This is a genomic window from Aerococcus sp. BD502, from assembly GCF_057919555.1.
This window is the reverse complement of the sequence record NZ_CP147972.1, coordinates 872,635-894,025: the sequence shown is the minus strand read 5'-3', so window position 1 is coordinate 894,025 and position 21,391 is coordinate 872,635. Positions and strand designations below refer to the sequence as shown.

The window sequence follows — 21,391 nt, the reverse complement described above, 5'->3', positions numbered from 1 at the left end:
GGCCTTAGTCGCTTAGCTCGTAATGGGGAAGGGCAAGAAAGATATGAAATTCAAAAGAATAATAAATGCTTCTCTAATTTTGTTAGCGTTTAATACTACTCTACCTGCCATCGCTCAAGCTGCTAGCTATGATGAGAATAAGGTAGAGGAGGGCAAAAATGTTATCAAAGAGAATGAGTCACTCTGCATTCAGGGCATCACTTATCGCTCATGTGATGAATTGCTTAGGTTACTTGACACAGGCTACTATACGGATGATTCTGAAACAAGATCCTCATCGGTTGCCGTTGCAACAGGGAGTTACTTCATCCCAGGGTTGGTCAAGTCCTTGTCCTTGCAACAGGTGCCGTCATTATTGGAGGGGTGGCTATTTATGCTGGCCATTGGGCTTACAAAACAGTTATCAATTATTTTAGAAGCCATAAGAAAAATAAACAACCCAGCAATTGGAATAAATACACTAAACCTAGGCCGGGGCGTGGTAGTGAAAAGAAAAAGTTAAAAACCGGATGGAAGCCCAGAAAGTAAGGTGTTAATCATGAAGAGCAGTGAAAATAACTGGATGAGTTTGCCCTTAGTAGAATATTATGGGTCCGAAAGCTTGAAACAAAAGGATGAAGCAACGATATCCTTTGCCTTAGGAGGACTCCAACGGTTAGCTGATGATGCCCACTTGCTTTTCTCTCTCAACGAGTATGGGAGTCTCGATAGCTTAGAATGGCGCCCAAAGAAAAGTGTAGGAAAAATTATTGAGGAGTCCCCTTACTTATCGATTTATAAAAACTTTTTGGCTTACAATCAAGAACATGGCCTAGTAGATCCTTACCAGATTGCGGACTGCTTTGCTCCTGCATGGGGAATGTTGCCTCGAGAAAAGCTATTCCTTCATTACAAAGACCACTTGCTGAATTTTCTGGTGCCTTCTCAGGATGAAATTTTGACTGGCCGTTTAATGACTGCCAATAATCGTGGTATTGTTTTAGAACAATTAGCGATAGCGACTTTGGAGGTCTGAGGTCAAAAAAAGTTATCTTGGACAGAAATCGAAGCCGTTGAATTAGTGAGTGTTAAAAATAGGTTACTCGAAAGGGTGCTAGTTGACGCTTAAATTTGGGGTCGGGAAAATTCAGTTTCTAAATATAAAAATGTATTGAAGGAAGCAAAATATGATTGACTTCAAAGTGTTTTAATCCTTTTTATTATTGGGGACGATTTAATCCTCAGTTCCTAGCCACGATTTGATGATATTTGGGGGATTCTATATATTTTTTGCCTGTTTGTAAATATAACGTTGTGAACCTGGGAATAGAATTCGAGAATAGATCATATGAAAAAAGTTGCGTTAAATCAAAGGCAGCTTTACTTGATTTTTGAATTTTTTGGCAGACTTGATCTAATTTTAGATCGTAAAAAATATCTTCAAGAAAAAGATAGCCGAGATAATAACTTTGCTGTTCCTTTTTGGGCAGTATCTTACTTTTATTGAATTTGACAATAATTTTATTATTTTTCTTTTTTTCTTGCTGAGATAATTCTTTGGCAGCCACTCATATGGGCGGCATTGCGATGCTTCTCTATAATTTCTTCGTCATTTTCCAAGGCTTTGATTACTTTCGTGGTTCATTTTCTATCATCGTTGAAACATCTTTAATCATCAAATTGGAGATTGAATTTTTGGATCTTGCTATTTTGACTCGCATCCTAGACATCGCATTCCTTGACTCTATTATATTAGTGTACGATATTGTATGTAATATAAAAATAGAAAAATGGACAAAAAATAAAGCCATGATAGGCTTTTTACCAGTTTTTATGATTAGTAGCCGTCAAAGAGCTGATCCGATTTTAATAAAAATTTGACAATAAGCCAATTCTCAATGTATACTTAAGTTTAGTCGTTTTGTTTATTATTTTTTTCTATTTATGATAGCGATAACATAAATATGGGATGATTATTCGCTGGATGAACTGCCTCGAAATAATGAAGACGATATCTATTTTAAAAGAGTAGCTTCAATTCTACTATTAAATAAGGTCATTATTTTTAAGAGTTCGCAAGTTTCATTGGTTACCATCATTTTTAATTAAATTGTTATCTTCTAACAACTGTAGATAAAGCATTAGAGCATCACAAAAGATTGGTTTGATACTTATTTATATTAATAAACGGGTTGTGAGTGTTATGAAGGATGCGTTATCTCCTAATGATATACATCATAGCCAATTAGCCTTAAATTAAAAGTTTGAGATTATTTTTATTTATTTGCGTGATTTTATATATAAAAACCTCAATTTTAAAAGAATATAGTCATTCTTAATCACTTTGGAAGATCTCATTCTGTTCTCGGCGGGGAAGGATTAACCCAATGCGAACTTAGGTGTGATGCAAGCAATGAATTCCTTATCGGGTTAATGGTCAAAGATATCTATCTGAAGATTCAGAAACAAAATAGGGGGAATAGAAAAAAGATTCTAGATTTAGTAATGAGAATAGGGAAGGTCGAAAGCTGATTCGAATAGGCTAAGTTTGTATTTCCAATTTTGATCTGGAGAAAAGATAAGGAAGGTATAAATTATTCAGAATGTTTTTTCTATCAAGATGGTATGGGGTAAACAAGATGTTTTAGTGGATAAAGTAAAGAGGTGATTTAATTGGTAGAGGGTTTTGATAGGTATACCACTATTGATGATTTATTAAAAGATGTCGATGTAATTGGTTATCTATTAAAAAGAGACGTCCTCTTCAAGACTAATATAAAAAAGATAAGAGGATTAAGGAAGATAGAAAGTTATAAGCATGCAATTATCGAAGGAGAGGTGTTTGTTGGAAATAATGTCGTAATACAACCTTATACTTATATTATTGGTCCCGTTTGCCTGATGGATGATGTATGTATTGGGCCTGGCTCATTTATTCGGCATAATACATTTATAGGGGAAGGGAGCTATATCGGTTATGGTAACGAAATATCAAACTCAATAGTTTTACCAGATTGTGTTATATCACATCACACTACTATTTCTAAGTCATTTGTCGGAGCAGGAACTAGAATGAGTACTCATTCTAGTTTAATGTCCGCAATGTTAAAGCCTTCCTTTGTTACAGCAGCTTTTAGAAATAAGGAAATTTTTCCTGACTTAATTACTCCAGCTAGCATTTCTGAGATTAGTCAAATAGATTTTGGTTCCATTATTGGAGATCGCTGTGTAATTGGGGCTTATGCATCCGTTAATCCAGGATCAGTGATGGAGAATGATGTTATCGTTTATCCAGGTGTTAAACTTCCTACAGGGAGGTATAGAAAGAAGACGCTTGTTTACATAGAAAACTACAAAAGTAGATTGAGAAGTGAAAATTATGGATGACCAGTCGTTGTTTCTGAGCGCTAAGCAGAAAGTTTCCGGTTTTTTAACCCCTGGCGGAGCAAAAAACTCTGCATTATTTTTGATATGTGCTGCACTATTTTGTAACGAGCAGGTAGTGATCCAGAATATTCCAGACATATCGGATATTGAAGTCCTGGCTAAATTGCTTATTTCTATGGAGGTTGGTTGTAAGTATGAGCGCAAAAATAAAACTATATTGATATATAATCAAAACAATATAAAAAACCAAATTGATGAAAATCTTATAAAAAAAATGAGAGCCTCTATTTTTCTTATTTTACCCCTAATTAAAAGATTTAAATCGATTCATTTTCCTTATCCTGGTGGTGATAGTATCGGGAACAGATCCCTTGACGAACTTTTTAGAGTTATGACATGCATGGGAGTGAAATGTTCATTCGATAAAGACTATATTCATCTTTCTAGGGAGAATTTTTTTAATCCTCCTCAATTAATCAATTTAAAGTGCGTAAGTCACTCTGTAACCTTGGCTCTTCTGATGTTTTTATCCTCTTTTTCTTGTGACGAAACTATTATACACAATATATATACTGGCCCAGAACTTAATAACATGATTGAAATGCTAAATGAGGCAGGTGCTTTAATTCGACAAGAGAAAAATAAAATTATTATAACAAGTTCTGGTAACTTATCAGGTGTCCATATTGATGTTATAACTGATCGTGTTGAATTGGCCTCATATATTTTGGCGGCTATTGCTACCAATGGTAATATTATAGTTAGAAAAGATGATTTTAATTTACTGGAGGCCTATGTAAAGAATGTTATTTACAATATGGTAAGCATAACTGAATATAATGAAGATAAAATAATTATTAAGAGTACGCATAATATCAAGCCGTTTGATATTATTGCTGATAACAGTGGAGCCTTTCACTCTGATCTACAAAACTTGTTAATTCCAATTGCTAATAAAGCTCATGGTAAAAGCACCATCACTGATCGTTTATTTAATAATAGGTTTAGACAAGTTGAAGATTATAGGTCAGCCGGTTTAGAGGTGTCTATTGAAAATCATGGTCATACTTGTCAAATCATTCCACACCCTCTGGTAGCGAAGGATCAGCATTTTATAGCCCGAGACATTCGTGGAGGTTTTTCATTATTAATTCTTGCCATGATCTTACCCTCAGGAACGAGAACCAGAATTTCTAATAGTACCGTTATTCATCGTGGTTATGAGCACATTGTTGAAAAATTCGCTCAGTTAGGAGTTGTTATTGATGAAAAATAAAAAACCTAAGCAAATATTAGTGATTGATGGTTTTATTCCCTTACATTTGGCTCTCAGAGCCTTAGGTGCAGAATTAACAATTATTTGTGAAGTGGGTCGCTTGGGTGTGAAATATCCCAAATTATACAAACGCCGACTTCAATTATCCCAAGGCTATTCCGTTGAGGAGGCCATTGCGGTGGCTCGGGACTTGCATGCTATTGACCCTTTCGATGGCATCGTTAATAGCCATGAGAAGAATCAAGATATCACGGCGGCTATTGCCGAGGCTTTACAGCTTCCTTATCACACATCCCAGACCATTGCTTGTATTTATAATAAGGATGCTATGCGTCAAAGGTTGGAGCAAGCAGGCTTACCTGAGTTGGCGCATCAAATGGTCGAAAATATATCGGCTTTAGAAGCTTTTGCTCGAGCATATGACTATCCTTTCGTGGTTAAGCCTGTCGCGGGCTGGGGCAGTCAAGGCGTCAAGGTGATTAATAACGAGGGAGAACTCGCCGACTATCAAGCAGACCTTTGCTTCCCCGTTTATGTTGAAGAATATATTCAGGGGACAGAATATTCTGTTGAAACTTTCAGTGAGAATGGGGAGCATGCTTTACTTGGCATCACAAAGAAAATTAAGCTGGCAGACACTTGTATTGAGATTGGCCATGCCTTCCCTGCTGATCTTCCTGGGACGTTAAGGGATAAGATTTTTGACTATGTCCAGCGCGTTTTGACAGGTGTTGGCCTGCGCTTTGGACCGGCGCATACGGAAGTTATTGTTCGCCCCGATCATAGCCTGCAAGTGATTGAAACGCATAATCGTTTTGGTGGGGATAAAATCGATGAACTGATGAAGTACGCTCTCGGAGTCGATCCCTTAATGCTCTGGGCACGGCAGGTTCTAGGGGAGCAGGTTTTATCTGAAGTGAAGAAGCTCCGGCCGCAACGTGAGGCCGCTGTGTGGTTTTTACATACGAGAGAAGCGGGGCGGCTGGCGACTCTACCGCCCATCACTCTTATGAAAGAGGCCAATGTTTTGGACATTCATTATTTTAAAGCAGTAGGTGATGCGGTAGAGGCGATCACAGATTCCTTTTCCCGACTGGGCTATGTCGTTGTGCAGGGTCAGAGCCAAGAAGAGGCTTTGCTTCTCGCCCAACGTGTGGCTCAACGTATTGAGGAGGGGTGGCGTGTTGAATAAAGTTTGGTCGCTGGCAGAAGTCAATCAGCAAGTGGAGACATGGGGGTTAAAGCATGGCTTCCAGTTAGGCACTCCCAAGCCCTTAATTCGGAGCACTAGACGCCTGCCTTACGTGGTCAGTTCCCCACTCGACTTATACTTGCCCTATTTTAAGCAGGTGCCCAAAAATTTCCCCTCTCGCATGCTGGCTTTGCAATTATGCCTGCGTCAACTTCCTCTAGTGGCCTTAGAACAGCAAGTCTTACAAGCTTCCTTGCAACCGCTATATGGGGTTTTTTCCTTCATCAAACAAGATCTTTTCCAGCATTTTGCACGGTTAAAGCACCTACTTGTCGATCAGTTCGGTTTGGATCAGAGGAACATTTATGTGATGTATGCCGAGGATAACACTGCGGTCGCCAAGGCTAACCCTTTTCAAGCGATTCCCTATCCAAAAGAACGGCTGCAATGTGATCTGCCCCTACCTAGTTCGGCTCAGTATGTCAAAATTAACTATCATTACCGGCAGGGACTTGTGCCAGTAATTAATTTATGCCTCATTCAGCAAACAGGGACTCAAGTATTATTAGATGGTGTATTGTATCCGGAGCGTTTTCAATTTATATTGAGCCACTTGGACCATCAATACGCTTTGCCAGCCTATCAAAAAACGGTTGCCCAATTAAATGCCTGGGGTTTGCCCTACCCGCTGGCCTGTGCGTTAAGTCAACATTGGCGGACGATTCTCTACCTCAGAGCTTGTGGTTTACAGCCAAGTGCGCAAAAATTGGGTTATGTACTCAGAAAATATGAACGTGAGGCCTTTAATTCGTTGTTATGGCAGGCAGAGGGGGAGGAGAAATTAGTGCAGCTTGCCCGCATGGCTCTGCGTGCAGATCCTATTTTATTAGAGGAGGTCGCTTTACCTCCGATTCTCGAACATTTTAAGGCTTACTATCAACTGACGAAAAAGCAGCTCAAGCAAGCGCCCCACTCAGGAACAATAACCTATGAAATGGCTTTGACTCTGAAAGACAGGTATGGCCTCTACCCAGAGGTCTATCGGCAGTATTTGGAGGATCAAGGGGCTGATGTTCATTTTGTTGGCTGGCCAAAAAAACAAACAGAGGATTCGGTAGCTCCTTATCATTTCGATGTCGCTAAAAATAAAATCATGACACCTAAAGCTTGGGCACTTGAACGGATTAAGACGCCCTTTCATAAAGCCTGGCAAAGTAAGGCATAACACAATATAGTCAGAGGCAGAGGAAGTCAAGCACCCAATGCTCGCTTCCCCCAACTATCAAAGGGCAAAAGAAGTGAAGATGAGCTTAAGCCAGGTCCAATGAGGAGACAGAGGAGCTAACCTATCAGCAGCAAGGCACCCTACGGTTAATTGTAGGTTTCATTAAATTAGTGAGTGTTAAAACGATATTGCTAGAGGGGGTGCTAGCTAACGCTTAAATTTGGGGCTGGAGAAAATTCAGTTTCTGAATATTTTAGGAGCAGAATGAGGAAGCAAATTCTTGCTCATTTAGAGTGTTTTTAACTTGACAAGCAAAAAAAAATGATATCTTTTTTGTAAAGGATTTCAATTTTGAAAATTAGAGTGAACTAAGGTGGTAAGCGATTCCTATAGGACTGGTAATTTCTGATAACGTTTTTTTATCATTGTGTGCTAGCGGAGGCCACTGGCTGGCAGCCATACAGCTTGCTTATCCATATAAAGCAAGCTATTGCGGGGAAGGATCAGTAGTATTTAGAAGAAGGGAAAGCATGAAAAACATCAAGACTGTCGCTCGTATTATGTGGCTTGAATGGTTGGCGAGTGCGAAAGAATTAGTCCAGTATCGCAAGTCGGTCATCTCAGAAATCATTTCATTTTTTGTTGCCTTTATCTTGATCCTGGGCTTTTCTGATATGGAATATTTTAAATTGACTTATGGGGCGACGGGTTCCCAGGCTGTTTTGCACGTACTTATCGGTTTTTCTTTCTGGAATTTTGGCAATATGGCGATGGGTTATGCGGCGTCTGTACTCACTGGGGATGCGCGCACAGGTTTATTGGAAAGTAAAGCACAAGCCATTGTGCCTTACTACTTGCTCATTTTTTCGGATATGCTGGTCAGTCTCATCGTGGGCATGTTGACCTTTCTTTTAGCTGAAAGCTATTTAGTCTTGACTGGGCAGCTATTCTGGGGAGACTTGGGTGCTAGCTTTTTGTTTTTGGTATTTATGCTTCCTTCCATCATTGGTATGTATGGGCTGGGGTTGATTTTTGGGGGGCTTGCCTTCAAAGAAAAGACGATCGGCCAGTATCTTTCTCTCTTCTCTATTTTATTAATTTTTATTAGTGATATTTTTGGCTCAGAACAGATGCGTTTTTCCTTTTTGGTGCCGTTCACCCTCGGAATTCGGCTCTCACGCTCCTTTTTGGCTGCAGGCCGTATGGCTTGGGGAGACACTGTCCTTTATTTACTGGTGAATTTGCTCTGGCTGTTTATTGGTGTGTTGGTATTTAATTATGCGGAAAGCCGAGAGCGGAAGTGCGGTGGACTGAGTAATTTTTAATGGTGATAGGCGAGTTTTTCTGGGAGAGGACTGCGATGGTCAAATCTTGTACGGCAGCAAGAAGACTTGGATAGCCTCATTGGGGATCGTCTGCGAAAGGTGGGAGACGATGGTGCTGACCATTAACATTTGTGATTTAGTGAAGCGTTTTGATCACGAGGTGATTTTGAACCATATTAATTTGTCTATCCCTCTCAACAGTGAGACGTTTATTTTAGAGGGAGAAAATGGTGCGGGAAAGTCAACCTTCTTTAAGCTCCTTTGCGGTCTTGTTTTACCGGATGAGGGGGAAATAAAGCTCTCTTCCCAAAAAGCTTACCATGCCTGGGCCCGGGAAAACACCTATTATTTGTCGGCGAGTGATCGGGGTTTAATTTACAGGCTCACTGGTCGTGACAATATTCACTATATTTTAGCCCTAAAAGGGAAGCGGCCAGATGGTTATCAGCTTGATTATTTGTGCGATCTTTTTTCCTGTAAGGCGTTGCTTTATAAGAGAGCTTATCAAATGTCCAGTGGAGAGAAGAAAAAAATTCAATTATTGGGTGCCTTAATGAGTCAGATGCAGTTCATTTTACTGGATGAACCATCCAGCTTTCTAGATCGGCAGAGTCAGGGAGCTTTATGTGAGTTTTTAAATGACTCTGTGGAGGCAAAAATTGGGGTGATCTCACACGATTTCTACTTCAGTCAGCAGCTTGTGGGGGAGCATTACTGCATTTGCGAGCGACAATAGGAGAGGGTAAAGCACGAGGAATCGTTTTCTAAGTCTTGGAGCAATAAGAGTGAGCAGTAGCCTGGTTCAAATGGATGTTTCAATTAGCGGCTGACAGGCTTGCAGAATGGAAAAAGCAGGGCATGGCTCCTGCTTTTTTCTTAAAAAAACTGCCACGTGGGCAGTTTCTGGGGGAATGTTTAACGTTCATGCTTCAACCAGGCAAAAATGATAGTTTGGGTGAGGAGAAACCAGCAGCAAAGAATCAAGGTATCAAAAAGAATCTGCCCATTTTCAGCATAGAGGGTGGCGCGAAGGAGGTCAGCAGCGGGCACGAAGGGGAGGAAGCCGTAGATTTGATTGATGATTCGCGGCAAGCGATCAGCTGGATACATGATGGGGGAGAACATGAGCCCCAACATTAAAATCAGCTGGGAGATAAGGTTGACAAGGTTGGGCGGGAACACGTAGGCGATCGAGAAGCCTAGGCTGATCATCGTAAGGGTGATGAGTAAAATTGCGCCAGCGGCACTGGGGGTGAGGGTGATGGGAACGCCGAACTTCAACTGGCCGAGAAAAATTGAGATCAAAAGTCCCGGTAGCATGGCCAGAAACCAAATCGTTAGGTCGGCTAGTGAGATTAGGAGGCGGGGGACTGGCAGAGCGCGAAGGTAGTCGACGTGGCCTTCATTTTTTGCATGGGAAACCACCGGTGATGAGATAGTGCAACCACTAGAAATAATGCCGATCAATACCGAGCCTGAAGCGAGGTAACGGGTGGTTTCTGGATCGAGCTCCCCCATAATGAGGGGATAGCCAAAGACCAGGGAAATGGTCAAAAGCATCTGTGCGAGGGTAAAGAGAATGAAAAGGCTTTTCTGACGGAGGAAATTCCAGTAGAGTAGGGAGCGGAATTGGGCTAGGCTTTCCATTGGGCAGCCTCCTTTCGGTAGAGGTCGGTAACAGTGGCGTGGTAGGGCTTCACCTGGAGCTGGCTAATGCGTTCTTCTGCGAGCCAGGCTTCAAGTTCTTGGAGTTTTAAAACGAGGTCAGGAGCCGGGCACTCCTGCTGGCACTGGTTGGGAGTTAACCACTCGGCTGCAGGGAGGGAGGCTTTGAGTTTGCTATCATGAACAGTGAAAGTGATGAGATATCTTTCTTCCTGGCTAATCTGCTGAACCGGACCGTGGCTGATTAATTGCCCCTCATTGAATAGGGCGTAGTCATCGGCGTATTTTTCCACTTCAAGTAAATTATGGGTCACGATGACGATGACATGGCCATTTTGGGCAAGATCACGCAGAAGCTGCCACTGTTTCTCTCGCCGCATGGGGTCGACATCATTTGTTGGCTCATCGAGTAAAATAATTTCTGAAGCACCCACCATGGCCATAGCGAAGGAAGTGAGGCGTTTTAAGCCGCCTGAGAGATTTTGCCCCTGCTTATCTTGATGGGCTTGGATATCGAGCTTGTCAATGAGATGCTGGGTCTCCTGTTCGACCTCTGTGGCCGTCAAACCGCGTATGCGCCCAATAATATCTAGGCTTTGGCGGATAGTGAGAAGATCGATGGGGGCAAATTGCTGCGACATGAAGGAGATGAGCTGACGAGCTTTTGGTCGGTGGGTGATGAGAGATTGCCCACGGTAGCAGACATCGCCCGAGGTAGGACTGGTGAAACCGATCATTTGCTTTAACAGTGTTGATTTCCCGGCACCGTTATGCCCAAGCAGAGCGGTCACTCGACCTGGATGGATGGTCAAGGAGATATCCTGATTCGCAAAATGCTTGCCATCATAGGTCTTAGAGAGATGTTCAATATTAAGTTCTTTTGTCATTTTTTGCTGACACCTCCTGCTGGTAGTTCGAAAATATTTCCCAGTTCTCTTCCTTACCTTTCCCACACGTTGGGCATTCTTTGGGATACCTCCCCCAAGGTTGATGCGTGAATGAAGCCCCTGTTTCATAATTTATCTCGAATTGCTTGTTTAGACTCATTGGCTGTGCATAGCCAGTGAGTAAGCGCATTGCTTCATCAGTAATGGCAGCAGTTAGCTGGAATATAGAAGGACCATAGGCGATAGTAGGTATAGGCTTACTGCTGTCACGCAAACCTATAAATTGTTGAATAAACTGATCATCCTGTTTCATATAATGGATATTGAGACAATCAAAACAGCCTGTGACATGTGGAATGACTGAGTAAACGCGACCTCTACTGACCTGGCTAGCGCCAAATACAAATGGGATATCATATTCGACCATTGCTTTGTTGACGATTCGATGGATAATAAATTGAGGCTCATCAATGACACAGATGGCAAGATCAATATCAGAAAGTAGGGGAGCGAGATCATGATATGTACTAATTTTTAAGTTAAAGGCTTCTACTTCAATGTCAGAATTCATTTGTTGCAAGGTATTTTTCGCAACTTCTACTTTTAGCTTGCCTATATCTGATTCCTTGTATAAGAATTGCCGTCCTAAATTGCTGAGTTCAACTCGATCAAAGTCCACAATTTTTAATTTCTTGGGGCCTAATCCGGCTAGTAGGGTTAGGATATTAGCCCCACCTCCACCCAGGCCTAATAGCAAAATATTGGATTGATTAATTTTTCTTTGGATATTTATACTTTTATTGAAATCATTGAGATAACGGCTAAAATAATAAACATTGGAACGGTAGCGGGGTTTTATTTGTTGAATATCTCCGCTTTCTTCAACAAAACCGGCCTGGTCTAGTCTCTTGATCGCTTTAATAATATCTTCCTTAACAAGAGCGGGATATTTAGAAAGCATTTTTTCAACTATTGTACCCAGAGGACGACCGTCCATTAGATCCACTAAGCTCTTCATTTTGTTGTCAACGTCTTTAATCTGGGAAGTGATCCCAATTTGTGCACCGATACGAAATATATTATTGGCTATTTGATAAACTGGATATATTTTTTTAATTCGTGGAGCAATAAACATAAATGCCACTCTCCTGATTATTAATGATAAATTAGGCAGGAGAGTGGCTAAATAAATTAACTACTCTCTGCCCTTTCAAATGTGGGGGAAAATCATTAGATCAAGCATTATCTAAATAACTCCCCAAGAAACATCACCGATACGGGTCATTGTTTCAATTTTAATGTCATCCATGAGTTCTACCTCCTTCATTTTTATAATTATATTATAATACCTTTCATTTTTTATTGCAATAGTTTACATGTATATTATTTATTATTATTAATCGTTTTCCTTTTATGGCTATTTTTGCTAAAACATTAGAACAGATTAAAGAAATATGAAATTAAGGAGTTTCAAGAGGGGGATACTTTGAATGGATGGGGGTATGTTAAAATGAAAAAGGAAGCATGAATTAGTCAAGCTACAGAGAGGTGAGGGGATTGACACCAAGAGAGCGGCGAAAAGCCTTGCAGCAGGGTAAAAGGGTGGATCATTTGCCGATAATGCAATTACACCCAGATTATGCAGCAAAGTTGGCAGGTTATGGGATTGCAGAGTCGCATTTTTCGGCAGAGAAAAGTGCGCAGCGCGAGATTAATATGTATGAAACCTACCATTTAGATATGGTGATGGTGACTTATTTTGCGATGAAGTTGCAGTCTGGCCACCTGTTGAAGAGTTTGGCGGGGGTTGAGGCTTTGGATGTGTCGATGTATACGTATGAGCGTGACTTGCTGCAGCGGATTAACTATGAAGCTATTGAACGAATTCAAGAAGCTATTGGCGAAGACATTGCGGTGACGTATGGGGTGTCGGGGCCACTGACCTTGGCGGGGGGCTTAGTGCCGCACACGGCCATTTTGCGGGGCATGCGGAAAAATAAGGAAGGCGTGCACCGTTTGCTACGCTTGACGACGGACTTTTTGAAGGCGATGGCCGATCGTTTTGCTTCGGTGGGGGATATTCATTATATGATCTTTGAACCAGTTGCGTCGGGCTCCTTACTCAGTCCGAAGCAGTTTGAGGAGTTTGCCTTTCCTTATTTAGAGGAAATTATTAGCTATTTAAAGGGCAAAAGCGAGGAAGTGAACTTGCATATTTGTGGGAATACGACGAAGAGTCTGCCGTTGATTGCGCAGACGGGGGCAGATTTCTTCAGCCTAGATCAGGAAGTCGATATTGCTGAGGCGGTAGATTTGGTAGGCGGCCAGATTGGTCTGATGGGCAATGTGGACCCCACGACGCGCTACTTGCAGGGGACGCCAGAAGAGATGCGCCAAGCTGTGAAGGCTTGCTTTGCGGCGGGACGGAAGAGTGAGCGGGGCTTTCGAATTTGCTCGGGCTGCGGGGTGCCGTATGCGACGCCGGAGGAGAATATGACCGCTTATATTGAAGCAGCGTGCGAATTTGGCCAAGGGTAGCTTTAATATAGGAGAATTTGGAGTGGAGGTTTTCTATGGCTAGTAAGGAAGCGTTGATTCAGAAATTATCGGATGCGATTTATGAGATGGAGGATGACGGGATTATTGATATTGCCCAGGCCTACTTGGACGCCGGTTACGATCCTTATGATGCGGTGAGCCAAGGCCTGGTGGACGGTATGGAGCGGGCGGGTGAGGCCTTTGCGGCGGAGGAATATTTTGTCACCGACCTGCTCTTCGCTTCGGACGCCATGTATGCCGCTATGGACGTGTTGAAGCCGGCGCTCATGGCCCAGCAGGAGAGTCGAACGTTGGGCACGATGGTGATCGGCAATGTGAAAGGCGACACCCATGACATTGGTAAAAATCTGGTGATCACGATGCTGGAGGTGGCGGGCTTTCATATGATTGACCTGGGCAAGGATGTGGACGTGGATACCTTCATCACGGCGGCGGAGGAGAATAACGCTGATATTATTGGGATCTCGACCTTGATGACGACCACCATGCCGAATATGCGCGCTGTGTTGGATGAATTGCGGGCACGGGGCTTGCGGGATAAGTACAAGGTCATGGTGGGGGGCGGCCCGGTGAACGAGCGCTTTGCAGAAGAAATCGGCGCCGATGCTTACTCTGCGGATGCCATGGAAGCTGTTGTGGTGGCCAAGCGACTGTTGGGGATTGACGATGAAGCTTGAGGCTCGAGCTAAAGACCTGCACGAAAAATTGCAAGCCCAACGTGGCCGGCCTTTTCCCTGCCAGGGGCGGGGGACGTGTGGAAAATGCAAGGTGCGCTTATTAGAAGCGATTGAGGAACCCATGAGCCGCCGGGAAGAGGCCCTTCTCAGTGAACAAGAGCGGGCGGCAGGCTTTCGGCTGGCGTGTTTTCTGCGTGGTGAGGAGACGGTAGCAGCTATTTTTGAAGAAGCTGGCCAAGAGGACATGCAGATTCTTCTCACTGGCCAGCAGGCAGACTTTACGCTGGCTCCCTTGGTGGAGCAGGTGCCTTTAGACACTGAGGGCTTGGGAGCAGCGGCCCAAGACTTGGTGGGCATTACCTTCGACGGGACGGTGCTGGATAAGCGTCCTGCCCAAGATGGCCTCTATGCGGGGGTGGTGGATATTGGCACGACGACGATTGCCGTCTCCTTGGTGGACCTTTTGGCGGGGCAGGTTTTAACCAGCAAGAGCCAGCTGAATCCCCAGCGGGCCTTTGGGGATGATGTGATGACGCGGATTTCGGCAGTGCAGGCCGACCCCCAAAATTTAGCTGCCATGCAAGAAGAAGTCCTGACGGTCATTAGGAGCCTGGGCCGGGACTTGTGCTTGGAAGCTGGCCTGGACCCCAGTCAAATGTATGCCTTCATGGTGGCAGGGAATGCGGTGATGAATCATTTGCTATTGGGCGTGTCGCCGGTATCCATCGGCCTAGCTCCTTACGAACTGGGCTTTCAAGAGACGCAGGTGAAGTCTTTTACGGCTTTGGGCTTGGAGCGGACTTTTGGCGTTGGACGCTTGGTCACGCTGCCAAATATTTCTGCCTTTGTAGGTGGGGACTTGACGGCGGGGCTCTTAGCGACTAATTTGCGCCAGGAGAGGGCCACCAGCTTGCTGATTGACATTGGGACGAATGGGGAAATGTTGTTGAAGCATCGCGGTGAATTGTACTCGACGTCTTGTGCAGCGGGGCCGGCGCTCGAAGGGATGAATATTTCCTGTGGCATGCCTGCCCAGAGCGGGGCGATTGAGGAGGCCCAGATGAAGGGCAGCCGCCTGCGCTGTGTGAAAATTAAGCACAAGCCGGCTTTGGGCCTGTGTGGGAGTGGGCTTTTGGCGGTCGTGCGCGAGTTTCTGCGGGTAGGCTTGATTACGCCTCGGGGCAATATTGTGAAGGCATCACAAGTGCCGTCGGGCTTGGAGCATTTTCTCGTGCCTGGGGAGCGAGCCTTATGGGTGGAGAAGCGGCGCAATATTCGTTTGACCCAGCATGATGTTCGGCAATTACAATTAGCCAAGGGGGCGATTCTATCAGGCGTGCAGTGCCTATTGCGGGCGGCAGATATTTCACCGGCAGACGTGGAGAAAGTTTACATTGCTGGGCAATTTGGCCGCCATTTGGAGGAGTCCTCCCTCTTGGGAGTCGGCTTATTGCCCCAAGCTTTCCAAGGTAAGATAACTTACGTCGGGAATACGAGTCTTAGTGGGAGTGTGATGGCGCTCTTGGATCGGGAGCTTTACCGAGAGATGGACGGCTTAACCAAAAATGTGCAACATGTGGAATTGAGCTTTTTAGATGATTATGAGCGTGTCTTTGCGTATGCAAGTTTATTTCCAAAGGAGGATGACGATGGCTTTACTAACCTTAAAGGCACACCCGGCAGATAGGCTGACCCCTGTGGAGCGTGCTTTTGCGCTTGCGCATGGGGAGAGGTATGACCGCCTGCCCGTCAGTTTATTTGTGGGAGAGATTAAGGCCTTGCTTTACGGAGTGACGATGGATAAATTGGTCGACTCTGTGGAAGACATTGTGAATGCTGAGGTGCACTGCTTCAACACTTATGGGGCGGATGGTATTTCTAGCGGCCCCAATTCCTTTGGGATTGCTAGAGCCATGGGGGCAGACGTTGTTTTTCCCCCGGACAGTATTCCCCACACAGTGAGCGATGTTTTGACGACTTATGAAAAGCTAGACGACCTGGGTACCTTTGACCCAGCGACCACTTGGCCAGTTTGTAACCGCTATGAATCCTGCGGTATTTTGAGCGAGCAGGCAGAGGGCTTGGTGGGTGTATCGGCGAGTGTGGGCGGGCCTTTGACGATTGCGTCTTACTTGCGCGGAGTGACGAATTTACTGAAGGACATGCGCCGGGATAAGGAGAACGTGAAGCGCCTGCTAGAGGTCGTGGTGGCCAATCAAAAGCGCTGCATTGATGCCTTTAGCCGCTTTGGCGTGACGATTAGCTTGGGCGACCCGGTGGCCAGTGGTAGTTTACTCTCACCCAAGTACTTCCGGGAGTTTGCTATGCCGGCTCTGCGGGAAGTAAGTGACTATGCCTTTGAAAAGACAGGCAAGAAGCCGACCCTGCATATTTGCGGGCGGACGGAACGCGTTTGGGAGGATATTAAGACACTCAATTTAGCTAGCTACAGTTTGGATAATGAGAGTAGCCTTTTGGACGCGGCGAAATTCTTCGGGGATAAGATGGCTCTGGTTGGCAATGTGCCGCCGGTGGATGTGATGTATGAGGGGGATCGGGAGGCGATTTTTGCCTCGGTGAAGGAAAATTTTGCCGCCGGTATTCATGCGAAGAAGGGCTATGTCCTAGCGTTTGGCTGCGATATTCCGCCGCTGGCACCACCGGAAAATCTCCAGTATTTTATGGAAGCAGCCCGCTACTATGGCGCTTATGAGCGTATTCAAGTTTTGAAAGAAACGGGGGTGTTTCCGGATGCATAAAGGCTTACGCTTCCGCTCTCAGTGGGTGTATTTTCTGACCCTCTTAGTCTTAACGATATTATTATTTGAGCGTATTGGCCTTTGGGCGGCGCTGGTCATGTTATTGTTTTTAGGAGCCTGGCTTTGGGCCTTTACCAAGGATATGCAGGACTTGATTCGGCAAGTGACGAGAAAATAAGGGGTTATCGCTGGGCAAGGCGATGACGACGTTCGGCCTTCGCCGTCTTTTTAAAGTTATTGAAAATACACCGACAGGAAAATTAATCTAAACTGTCTTTAGTGCCCTTGCGGATTTTGAGCGAGATCTGATTGTAGAACGAACACAAGAGGGGAAGCCTTAGCTCGTCAAAATGGTACATTAAAAGGTGGTAGACCACTCAAGTTTAAAAAAGTACAATTAGACCACGCATTAGCATCACTAAGTGAAGTTTTTATTTCAAATAGGCTTATTAATTATTGGAATAAGGAGGTAGCTTATAATTATATGAATATATATATTTTTTTAATATTAATTGTTTTAGTTTATCTTGTAATTTTTTTTCAGATAAAAGGGATAAAAAAAATTATCATTCGAGAAAAAATTAATAAACATATTTTATTAATAGAGTATATTATTGGGATATTATTCTTGATTTGGGGATTCTTTTTAATAGAATCAATGTATCAATATATACTTTTTATAGGTATCTCACTTATATTTTTTTTATCATCATATACTACAGGATTAGGGGGAAAATCTTATTATTATAAATCAAAAAATTTAGGTTTGGGAGGATATGCAATTAAACACCATAGCTATAGTGAAATCACTGACTATAGAATTTATGAGAAGTATGACGATATAGTATTAGTCTTTATTCATAAAAATTTTGAAACAAAAATGAAATTTTCAATAAAAGATAAGGAGAAAATTCATACGATTATAGATGGGAGAAATAATGAATGAACTTTTAAAAGCTGATTTCACAAAAATAATTTCTAAACATCAAAAACTAAATATAAAAGATTTTTATGCAACGAGAGGTGAAATTATCAGTATAACAGGAGATAACGGAGTAGGGAAAACAACCTTTTTAAAAACGTTATTAGGTTTATCTTCTTATAATAAAGGCAACATCCATTACCTTTCCAACATCAAGATCAGCAGCGCATTAGATTTAAAACAATTATATGAATATTTAACCGGACGACAAGCTTTAAAAATGCAACAAATTTTAGATAATGCTAACAGCTCTAAAATTAATAATTACATACATATTTTTCAAATGGATGAATATATAGATAAAAAAATTTCAACATATTCTCTAGGTATGAAGAGGAGATTACTAATTTTAAATTCATTGATCGTAGATGCGGATATTTATTTGTTAGATGAACCAACTAATGGTTTATCACAAAATTTTTTAGAGATACTCGGAGAATTATTAAACGACATAAAAAATAGGAATAAAACAATAATTCAGGACTTGATTCGGCAAGTGACGAGAAAATAAGGGGTTATCGCTGGGCAAGGCGATGACGACGTTCGGCCTTCCCCGTCTTTTTCCCGAACTTTTAATGAAATAAACCTTGCAATGTTCGTTCAATTGAAGGATAATGGATTTAGTAAATTGGAAAGGTTGGACGAGAGATGAAGAAGACTGCCATGCCTTGGCGCTATGTTGTATTATTGGGAGCTATTGCTTTTTTTACGTTTATTTCAGAGCTTTTACCGGCGGGCTTATTACCTGAAATGGGGGAAACGTTGGGAGTGAATGCGGCCTTGACGGGTCAGATTGTGGGTTTTTATGCGCTAGCGGCGACGATTGGAGCGATTCCGGTAACGCGCGCGCTGACACGGCTGGATCGGCGCAAGGTAGCGACTCTCGTGGCCGCTTGCTTTACGTTGAGTAACCTCATCACGGCCTTGTCCCCCTATTATTGGCTGGTGATGGTGGGACGATTCATTGGCGGGCTTTCGGCGGGGGTGGCTTGGTCGATTATTGCCCCTTACATGATGGGTCTGGTGCCTAAGGAAATCCAGGGTCGGGCCGTCGCTTTTGTTTTCTTCGGGTCGACTTTAGGCTTGAGTGTGGGCGTACCAGTGATGACCTCTGTTGGCCATGCCCTGGGCTGGCGCTTTGCTTTTGGCTTAGTCGCCATGTTGTACGGCCTCGTGGGTGTGGGCATTTGGAATATTTTGCCATCTTTACCAGGCCAAGAGGGCACGCATGTGGTGAGTCCGATGGAGATGCTGAAAAACCGCGGGATTCGCTTGGCCATTTTGCTCACGGCCATGTATGTGACCGCCCACTATAGTGCTTATGTCTACATTACCCTCATTGTGAAAGACGTGAAGACTTCCTTGAGCCAATCACAAATGATTTTTGGCTTGGGGGCGATCTGTGCAGCCTTTATCATGGCGAAATTTATTGACCGCCATATGCGAGAAGTCTTATTAGGGGCCTTTACTTGCGGGGCGCTGGCAATTTTAATCTTCACCCTGACCAAGCAGTCGACGATCCTCCCTATGCTTGGGATGTTTATTTGGGGCTTGAGCTTTGGGCCGATTTCTAACTTGATGCAGACCATTACGGCTCATCAAGTGGAGGAAGCGCGGGATATTGCGATCTCCTGGCAGACGATGAGCTTTGACTTGGCCATTCTTCTGGCCAGTACGATCGGCGGTTTCTTCATCGACTTCTTCACCTTAAAGGGTCTTTACATCTTCACGATTGTGGTTTTCTTGCTGGGACTCTTCATCATTGGAAGAAACATTCGCTATTTCACCAATTAAAGGCTTGCCTAGTCCAAAAACAGCGGCACCGCTCCTCGTCGGTATGGCCGCTGTTTTTTAAAGCAATAAAAAGCCAGCCCACTGTCGGTGGCCAGCGTGGGCTAGCGATCTGCGGTGAAAACACCAGGTGCGGCGCAGGCGGTAGCCTAGGTTTTGAGATAGGCCAGAAGGAGGTAGAGAAGAATACCTACCAGCAGGCCGGTTAAGAAAATTTTTCTTTTTTTCATGGGCTCAGCTCCCTAATGACAGATACCGGAGTGATCGATCACGACACCTGGACAGGTGAAGGACTTTTTTAATGCTCATATGGATGCTCCTTTAGCCACCTATTAATAAAATGCTTTCACCTTCTAAATTATAGCATTGTAAGCCATTTAAATATAGGGGGGATATAATAAGTTTTGAAATATAAAGCATTTGTGCCCCTGCATACGAGTGGCATTTCTGGTAAAATCAAAAAGAATAGAGTGAGGAGGAATACGATTGACACCGAAAGAATTACAGCAGGCCAGCGCCAAGCTTGGCCTTCCCTTAGAGGCGAAACAGCTGGCCCAGTTTGCGACTTACTATGCTTTGCTGGTGGCCTGGAATGAGAAGATGAATTTAACGGCCCTGACTGATCCTGAAGAGGCCTACCTCAAGCATTTTTATGACTCGTTGACTCTGGTTATGGCTTACCCTCTCCAGGGCTCGCCTACTTTGGTAGACGTGGGTTCAGGAGCAGGCTTTCCTAGCATCCCTTTAAAAATTGCTTATCCCAATTTGAAGGTGGTTATCGTTGATAGCTTGAAAAAACGTTTGACCTTTCTGGCGGAATTGGTGGATACGTTGGGCCTAGAACAGGTGGAACTTCATCATGCGCGGGCGGAGGACTTCGGCCAGAACAAAAAATACCGGGGTCAGTTTGATCTGGTGACCGCCAGGGCGGTGGCGCGTATGACTGTTTTGGCGGAGTACTGCCTGCCCCTAGCACGAAAAGGGGGGAGTTTTATTGCGATGAAGGGGAGTCAAGGGCAGGAAGAACTGGCTCAGGCGAAGCACGCCATTGCGACCTTAGGGGGCAAGGTGGCGAGTGTCAAAACCCTGCAATTGCCGGGTGAAGACAGCCGACGCGAGATTATCGTGATTCAAAAAACGAAGGAAACACCTAATAAATATCCGCGCAAGGCAGGGACACCGAACAAAAACCCTTTGTAAGGCGTCCCCCTGTTTTTCTCTCATTTTTACCCTCTTGCTGGGTAAAATTCTTAGGGGCCTGTGTCATTTTTCTTGAATTGATTTTGCTAGCTTTAACATCAGAAAAGCTTGACTTTTTTTGTGATACGGTTAATCTGCAGTCATGATTGCAAACGCTATAACTAACGGTGCGATAGAAAGGATGCAATGATGAAATTTCATAAAGAAGGAAGAAAAGTTCTGGCGCTTCTTCTGGTTGTGGGAGCAATGAGTTTACCAGTAGTCACGCCGATGATCATCAGTACTTTAGGGATATCCAGTTACGCAGCTAAAAAAGTGATCGATATTTTAGCAGCGGCAGGAACGGTATGGTCTGTTGTGGGAATAATCGGCGCAGTGGTTGGAGGAGGAGGTATTGGCGTAGCCATTTTAGAATCTGCGAAATGGATGATTAAGAGGTATGGTAAGCAAGCAGCGATTGCTTGGTAGAAACGCCGCTTAAAGGATG

Annotated in this window: 23 protein-coding genes; 20 read left to right on the top strand and 3 right to left on the bottom strand. The window is 43.7% G+C overall.

Translation table 11 applies throughout. The annotated features are described in order from the left end of the window. The first annotated feature begins 43 nt into the window (after positions 1-43). The 10 genes from WF803_RS04170 to WF803_RS04125 all read left to right on the top strand — a co-directional run bounded on the left by WF803_RS04170 (position 44) and on the right by WF803_RS04125 (position 9,120). Positions 44-502, top strand: coding sequence for a hypothetical protein (locus tag WF803_RS04170; protein ID WP_489611853.1), 459 nt, complete (start codon positions 44-46; stop codon positions 500-502). Positions 503-538: 36 nt separating this feature from the next. After that, positions 539-1,015, top strand: coding sequence for a hypothetical protein (locus WF803_RS04165; RefSeq protein ID WP_489611852.1), 477 nt, complete (start codon positions 539-541; stop codon positions 1,013-1,015). A gap of 312 nt (positions 1,016-1,327) precedes the next feature. Beyond that, positions 1,328-1,486, top strand: coding sequence for a hypothetical protein (locus WF803_RS04160; protein WP_489611851.1), 159 nt, complete (start codon positions 1,328-1,330; stop codon positions 1,484-1,486). Positions 1,487-1,551: 65 nt separating this feature from the next. After that, complete coding sequence (locus tag WF803_RS04155) at positions 1,552-1,860, top strand: hypothetical protein (protein WP_489611850.1); 309 nt, start codon at positions 1,552-1,554, stop codon at positions 1,858-1,860. A gap of 792 nt (positions 1,861-2,652) precedes the next feature. Further along, positions 2,653-3,366, top strand: a complete 714-nt coding sequence (locus WF803_RS04150; protein WP_489611849.1) for an LbetaH domain-containing protein — start codon at positions 2,653-2,655, stop codon at positions 3,364-3,366. Next, the gene (locus WF803_RS04145; protein ID WP_489611889.1) at positions 3,359-4,642 is read left to right on the top strand and encodes a hypothetical protein; all 1,284 of its coding nucleotides are present in this window, start codon (positions 3,359-3,361) and stop codon (positions 4,640-4,642) included. The genes WF803_RS04150 and WF803_RS04145 overlap by 8 nt, the downstream gene beginning before the upstream one ends. Continuing rightward, positions 4,632-5,834, top strand: a complete 1,203-nt coding sequence (locus WF803_RS04140; RefSeq protein WP_489611848.1) for an ATP-grasp domain-containing protein — start codon at positions 4,632-4,634, stop codon at positions 5,832-5,834. The genes WF803_RS04145 and WF803_RS04140 overlap by 11 nt, the downstream gene beginning before the upstream one ends. Continuing rightward, positions 5,824-7,059 (top strand): hypothetical protein, encoded by a 1,236-nt coding sequence (locus WF803_RS04135; RefSeq protein WP_489611847.1) that lies wholly within the window; start codon positions 5,824-5,826, stop codon positions 7,057-7,059. Before WF803_RS04140 ends, WF803_RS04135 begins: the two co-directional genes overlap by 11 nt. A 530-nt stretch (positions 7,060-7,589) precedes the next feature. Next, positions 7,590-8,384: a hypothetical protein gene (locus WF803_RS04130; protein WP_489611846.1), complete on the top strand. Its 795-nt coding sequence runs from the start codon at positions 7,590-7,592 to the stop codon at positions 8,382-8,384. Between the two features lie 109 nt (positions 8,385-8,493). Next, positions 8,494-9,120, top strand: coding sequence for an ABC transporter ATP-binding protein (locus tag WF803_RS04125; protein ID WP_489611845.1), 627 nt, complete (start codon positions 8,494-8,496; stop codon positions 9,118-9,120). Positions 9,121-9,299: 179 nt separating this feature from the next. Here the strand turns inward: WF803_RS04125 and WF803_RS04120 are convergent, their stop codons facing one another. From WF803_RS04120 to WF803_RS04110, 3 genes are read right to left on the bottom strand one after another with little or no spacing between them, the layout of a single operon-like run. Beyond that, a complete protein-coding gene (locus tag WF803_RS04120; RefSeq protein ID WP_489611844.1) occupies positions 9,300-10,031 on the bottom strand; it encodes an ABC transporter permease in 732 nt (243 codons plus the stop codon). Beyond that, positions 10,019-10,936 (bottom strand): ABC transporter ATP-binding protein, encoded by a 918-nt coding sequence (locus WF803_RS04115; protein ID WP_489611843.1) that lies wholly within the window; start codon positions 10,934-10,936, stop codon positions 10,019-10,021. The genes WF803_RS04120 and WF803_RS04115 overlap by 13 nt, the downstream gene beginning before the upstream one ends. After that, on the bottom strand, positions 10,920-12,071 hold the full coding sequence (locus WF803_RS04110) for a ThiF family adenylyltransferase (protein ID WP_489611842.1): 1,152 nt from the start codon (positions 12,069-12,071) through the stop codon (positions 10,920-10,922). The genes WF803_RS04115 and WF803_RS04110 overlap by 17 nt, the downstream gene beginning before the upstream one ends. Before the next feature lie 422 nt (positions 12,072-12,493). On the opposite strand from WF803_RS04110, the gene WF803_RS04105 reads away from it, so the two are divergent. The 10 genes from WF803_RS04105 to WF803_RS04060 all read left to right on the top strand — a co-directional run bounded on the left by WF803_RS04105 (position 12,494) and on the right by WF803_RS04060 (position 21,372). Continuing rightward, positions 12,494-13,474, top strand: a complete 981-nt coding sequence (locus tag WF803_RS04105; protein WP_489611841.1) for a uroporphyrinogen decarboxylase family protein — start codon at positions 12,494-12,496, stop codon at positions 13,472-13,474. A 35-nt stretch (positions 13,475-13,509) separates the two neighbouring features. Next, positions 13,510-14,172 carry a corrinoid protein gene (locus WF803_RS04100; protein WP_489611840.1) on the top strand — a complete coding sequence of 221 codons (663 nt, stop codon included), beginning with the start codon at positions 13,510-13,512 and terminating at the stop codon, positions 14,170-14,172. Further along, a complete protein-coding gene (locus WF803_RS04095) occupies positions 14,162-15,859 on the top strand; it encodes an ASKHA domain-containing protein (RefSeq protein WP_489611888.1) in 1,698 nt (565 codons plus the stop codon). Before WF803_RS04100 ends, WF803_RS04095 begins: the two co-directional genes overlap by 11 nt. Continuing rightward, a complete protein-coding gene (locus WF803_RS04090) occupies positions 15,822-16,931 on the top strand; it encodes a uroporphyrinogen decarboxylase family protein (RefSeq protein ID WP_489611839.1) in 1,110 nt (369 codons plus the stop codon). The genes WF803_RS04095 and WF803_RS04090 overlap by 38 nt, the downstream gene beginning before the upstream one ends. Continuing rightward, positions 16,924-17,109: a hypothetical protein gene (locus WF803_RS04085; RefSeq protein ID WP_489611838.1), complete on the top strand. Its 186-nt coding sequence runs from the start codon at positions 16,924-16,926 to the stop codon at positions 17,107-17,109. The genes WF803_RS04090 and WF803_RS04085 overlap by 8 nt, the downstream gene beginning before the upstream one ends. 306 nt (positions 17,110-17,415) lie before the next feature. Then, the gene (locus tag WF803_RS04080; RefSeq protein ID WP_489611837.1) at positions 17,416-17,877 is read left to right on the top strand and encodes a hypothetical protein; all 462 of its coding nucleotides are present in this window, start codon (positions 17,416-17,418) and stop codon (positions 17,875-17,877) included. Further along, on the top strand, positions 17,870-18,424 hold the full coding sequence (locus tag WF803_RS04075; RefSeq protein ID WP_489611836.1) for an ATP-binding cassette domain-containing protein: 555 nt from the start codon (positions 17,870-17,872) through the stop codon (positions 18,422-18,424). Before WF803_RS04080 ends, WF803_RS04075 begins: the two co-directional genes overlap by 8 nt. A gap of 137 nt (positions 18,425-18,561) precedes the next feature. Next, complete coding sequence (locus tag WF803_RS04070) at positions 18,562-19,707, top strand: MFS transporter (RefSeq protein ID WP_489611835.1); 1,146 nt, start codon at positions 18,562-18,564, stop codon at positions 19,705-19,707. Between the two features lie 483 nt (positions 19,708-20,190). Then, complete coding sequence (gene rsmG / locus WF803_RS04065) at positions 20,191-20,904, top strand: 16S rRNA (guanine(527)-N(7))-methyltransferase RsmG (RefSeq protein ID WP_489611834.1); 714 nt, start codon at positions 20,191-20,193, stop codon at positions 20,902-20,904. A gap of 189 nt (positions 20,905-21,093) precedes the next feature. Then, the gene (locus WF803_RS04060; protein ID WP_489611833.1) at positions 21,094-21,372 is read left to right on the top strand and encodes an uberolysin/carnocyclin family circular bacteriocin; all 279 of its coding nucleotides are present in this window, start codon (positions 21,094-21,096) and stop codon (positions 21,370-21,372) included. Positions 21,373-21,391: the final 19 nt, after the last annotated feature.